Source organism: Pseudomonas caspiana, from assembly GCF_002158995.1.
GTDB classification, from domain to species: domain Bacteria; phylum Pseudomonadota; class Gammaproteobacteria; order Pseudomonadales; family Pseudomonadaceae; genus Aquipseudomonas; species Aquipseudomonas caspiana.
Window position 1 is genome coordinate 36,145 of sequence record NZ_LOHF01000024.1, and the last position, 4,470, is coordinate 40,614.

At 57.8% G+C, this 4,470-nt stretch carries 3 protein-coding genes and 1 pseudogene; 3 read left to right on the plus strand and 1 reads right to left on the minus strand.

From position 1 onward, the window contains the following. Positions 1–141 (minus strand): annotated as a pseudogene (gene ychF, locus AUC60_RS27725) (redox-regulated ATPase YchF); the annotation flags it as partial. A gap of 218 nt (positions 142–359) precedes the next feature. Between ychF and AUC60_RS22390 the strand changes: the two are divergent. The 3 genes from AUC60_RS22390 to AUC60_RS22400 all read left to right on the plus strand — a co-directional run bounded on the left by AUC60_RS22390 (position 360) and on the right by AUC60_RS22400 (position 4,353). After that, positions 360–884 (plus strand): fimbrial protein, encoded by a 525-nt coding sequence (locus tag AUC60_RS22390; protein ID WP_087272895.1) that lies wholly within the window; start codon positions 360–362, stop codon positions 882–884. A gap of 47 nt (positions 885–931) precedes the next feature. Next, positions 932–1,675 (plus strand): fimbrial biogenesis chaperone, encoded by a 744-nt coding sequence (locus tag AUC60_RS22395; RefSeq protein WP_087272897.1) that lies wholly within the window; start codon positions 932–934, stop codon positions 1,673–1,675. 122 nt (positions 1,676–1,797) lie between these two features. Continuing rightward, positions 1,798–4,353, plus strand: a complete 2,556-nt coding sequence (locus AUC60_RS22400) for a fimbria/pilus outer membrane usher protein (RefSeq protein WP_087272900.1) — start codon at positions 1,798–1,800, stop codon at positions 4,351–4,353. The last annotated feature ends 117 nt before the right edge of the window (positions 4,354–4,470 follow it).

Here is a 4,470-nt window from a genome sequence, read left to right on the forward strand (position 1 = left end):
CTGTAGGCGATGGCGCGGACGACGTTTTCAGCAGCGTTGGCGATGTACATGACCGGCTTGGTGGTCAGCAGGTGGAAGCCACGAATCACTGTTTTTTTTAATCAGCTTCATGTTCTTCATCAGGCTGCGAGCAGGCTTGCCTGCAATAAGAACGCCGCAGATATCAAGTCCATTTCATCCGGCCTATATCGAGCAAACTCAGCTCTAACAGAGTCATCCACGCCGCACCACCCAGTCAGCACTTTAAGAATCGTCTGATTCTGACTCTTCGGACAGCTCCTTAAGATTGCGTCTCTCAATAGCCCGGCAGCAGGCACAACGTCTGTTGCTGCATTTTGATTGATTCAGCGGAGCTCGACATGAAAAAGACTTTACTGGCGCTTGGTGCGATGGCCGCAGTTGCCTCTTCGTTTAACGCCTCGGCAGCAGATGGCACCATCAACTTCACCGGTCAGATCAACAGCCAGACTTGTACCATCGAAGGCGCCACCGCCGGCACGTTGGTCAAGGCCGTTGCGTTGCCAAAGGTTTCAACGTCGTCACTGGCCACCGTCGGTAAAACCGCCGGGCGTGTCGGTTTCACTCTGGCGCTGACTGCCTGCACGGGTAGCAGCGCGTTGGTGCGTTTCGAACAGGGCGCGTCGGTTGATGCCGCAACCGGCAACCTGCGTAACCAGACCGCTAACGGTTCCAACGCACAGATCCAGATACTCAACGCGAACTTTGCGCCGATCAATCTGCAAACCAATTCGGGTTCGTTGTCGACCGCTATCACTGAGGAAGCCGCAAGCCTGCAGTTCTACGCGCAGTACATCGCCGCTACTGCCGCAGCGACTGCGGGTCAGATCACGTCCAATGTCCAGTTCTCCATGGATTACAACTGATCCTGTACGCCCGGGGTCAGGCTCCGGGCGTTGATCGAGCCAATCTTATGAAAACTTCTTTCCTCAAGCGTGCCGTGTGCGCGCTGTGCAGCGCGTTTTTTGTTATCGGGATTTCACCCGTGTCGGCCAACGTGGTGATTTCAGGCACTCGTGTGGTCTATCCGGCCAGCGAGCGGGAAATCACCCTCAAGCTCGATAACGTGGGTCAGGAGCCGTCTCTGGTTCAGGTCTGGATTGACCGGGGCGATCCCCAGTCGCGTCCCGATCAGGCTGATGCGCCTTTTCTGCTGACGCCGCCGATTGTGCGGATTTCGGCAGGGCGTTCGCAGACCCTGCGTATCACTTATACCCATGACCCATTGCCGACAGACGTCGAATCGGTGTTCTGGCTGAACGTTCTGGACGTTCCGCCCAACCCGAAAAATGCCGACAGCAACTTTATTCAACTGGCTTACCGGTCACGGATCAAACTCTTTTACCGCCCGGAGCAATTAAAGGGTTATGCCGAAGACGCACCCGCCGCGGTGAGCTGGAAGCTGGTTCCAACCGCCAATGGCGTCGTATTGCGCGGCTCTAATCCAACCGCGTTCAGCGTCTCTTACAACAAGACTGAGCTGGTGGTGGCGGGCAAGACCTACAGCAGCAAGGGCGGAATGATCCCGCCACGAGGCGTGCAGGATTTCCCGCTGGAAGAGTTGAAAAGCATCCCGTCCGGGGCGCTGACCCTGCGTTACGAATGGATCAACGACTACGGCTCAAGCAAGTCCGTCGAGACCCGCCTCAGCAATTGATTGCATGCGGTGCTTACGGTTTTGGCTAAGCACGCTGACCGTCATTTTCGCTAACTCCGGCCAGACAGGCTGGACCTCTGCTGCTTGCTCTGATGATGCAAGCCTGTCCAGGATGACTACTCATGTTTGATTTTATCTGCCCGGCCATGCGCCTCAGGGTGCGGCAGCCGTGTGCGCTTTTTGTTTTGCTGACGATGCTGCCTTGCAGTGTTTTGGCAGACGACAGCGAGCATGTGGACTTCAACCCCGCTTTCATCACTGACAGCCAAGGACGAGCGGTGGATGTATCCCAGTTCGAAAATGGCAATCCTCTTGCGGCGGGCGGTTATCGCGTTGACCTGTATTTGAACGGCAACTGGCAGGGGCGCGAGTTGCTGACGGTGCGTAAGGACAGCGCGACGGGGAAAGCTCACTTCTGCTTCAGACTGGATGATCTGACCCGCTGGGGTCTGAATCTTGAGGCTCTGCCAAACCGTGATCGGCAAGCGGATTTGCTGAAAGACCCGGAATGCGTCGAGCTGTCACTACTGGCGCCCGACATCAGTGTCGAAGTGGACATGAGTGAGTTACGCACCGACGTGAGTATTGCCCAGGCCTATTTGAAGCGGGTCTCCCGTGGCTACGTCGACCCGAAAAACTGGGATCGCGGTATCAATGCTGCGTTCGTCGGTTACAACGCGAATCTCTACCAGAACGACAATCAGGGCGTAGCCAGTACTCAGTCTTATCTGGGTCTTAACACCGGGGTCAATCTGGGCGACTGGCGTCTGCGACATAACGGCTCGTACAGCTACAACCGTTCTGCCCAAGGCCCGTCAAGCAAGGGTTATCAAGCGGTCAGCAGTTATGCACAACGCGATATCACAGGCCTGAAATCGCAACTGACTATGGGCGAGTACTACACCCCCGGCGAGTTGTTCGACAGCGTGCCTTTCAGTGGTGTGCAGCTCGGCAGCGACGATCGTATGTTGCCAGATTCCATGCGCGGCTTTGCCCCGCCGATCAGGGGGGTGGCGGACACCAATGCCCGGGTTACGGTGCGTCAGGGTGAAAGCATTCTTTACGAAACAACGGTCGCACCGGGGCCGTTTGTAATTGATGACCTGTACAGCACCGGTTATTCCGGGGATCTGTCAGTCACCGTCACGGAGGCAGACGGCCGTACCCGGAGTTTTATCGTGCCGTTTGCCTCGGTCGCGCAATTGCTGCGCCCTGGCACCACACGTTTCAACATCACGGCGGGACGTTACCGCGATGAATACCTGAACAATACGCCGGAGTTTGTGCAGGGCAGCTATCAACGCGGTATCTCGGACAGATGGAGCGCCTACACCGGCAGCATCATCGCCGAGCAGTATCTGGCGGTGCAGGCGGGCGCAGCCTGGAGCACGCCCTTCGGTGCAATGGCGCTGGACGTCACCGAGTCCCGAGCGACAGGTCTGGAGCAAAGCGCCGGAGCACTCGATTCCAGTATGCGTGGGCGCAGCTATCGGCTGACTTACAGCAAGTTGCTGGATTCCACCCAGACCAACTTCACGGTGGCGGCTTATCGCTTCTCCAGCGAAGGCTATTTGAATTTCAGCGACTATGCGCAATTGCGCAGCCGAGACACCGGCACGCTTTATCGACAACGCAGCCGCTTCCAGCTGAACATCAATCAGCCGCTGGGCGAGCGTCGTGGCAACGTCTATGTCACCGGCTCGGCGCAGAACTATTGGGGCGGTGATCAGCGCAGCAACGTGACCTATCAGGCCGGTTACAGCAATGGTTACAACTGGGGTTCGCTGAACGTGGGCGCCAGTCGGACGCGAGACTTCAACGGCGCCTTTCAGACTCAATATCAGGTTGGCGTAAACATCCCGTTTGGTCGCACACGCTCCAATTACATCAGCAGCACCATGCGCTACACCGACAGCGGCAGCAATACTCAGGTTGCCTTGGGCGGCAGCGCCGGTGAGCGCAATCAGCTTAATTACAACGTCTACGGTTCGGCGGACAAGAGCGCTGGCAACACCACCAGCAGCGCCGGTTCTTCCATGCAATATCGCGCTGAGCAAACCACCCTGAGCGCCGGAGTCAACACGGGCAATGGCTATAAACAAGCCAATGTGGGGGCGAGCGGCAGTCTGGTGGCCCACACAGGCGGCGTGACATTCAGCGCTGATCAGGGCGAAACCATGGCGTTGGTCAAAGCCGAAGGCGCCAGTGGGGCCCGGGTCGGCAACGCCTCGAACGCGGTGGTTAATGACAGTGGTTATGCGTTGGTCACTGGCTTGATGCCTTACCGCCGGAACGACATTGCTCTGGATCCGAAAGGCATCTCCGACAACGTGGAGCTGGAGACTACTTCGTTAACCATCGCGCCGCGATTTGGAGCGATCAGTCTGGTCAAGTACGAAACCATCAGTGGTACGCCAATCCTTATGCAGGTAGTGCGTGACGACAAACAGAATCTGCCGCTGGGCGCTCAGGTGAAAGACCCGCAAGGCAACTTCCTGACCATGGTCGGGCAGGGTGGGCGTCTGTTCATTCGGGCCAGTGAAAACAAAGGTGAGCTGCTGATCAGTTGGGGCAGCAAGCCGGGCGAAAGTTGCGCGTTGAACTACGCCTTGCCCGCCGATCACAACCCGGCGCAAAGCGGTTACGTACAGATAAAAGCTACCTGCAAAGTGCGCTGAGCCAACACCCGCCGGACCGTAGGAGTTGCCGCCGCATCGCCGCCGCATCGCCGCCGCTGCGCTGTCGCGCAGCAAACACGGGACCTGTAGGAGCGCACGAGCACCGCGAGGCCGCGA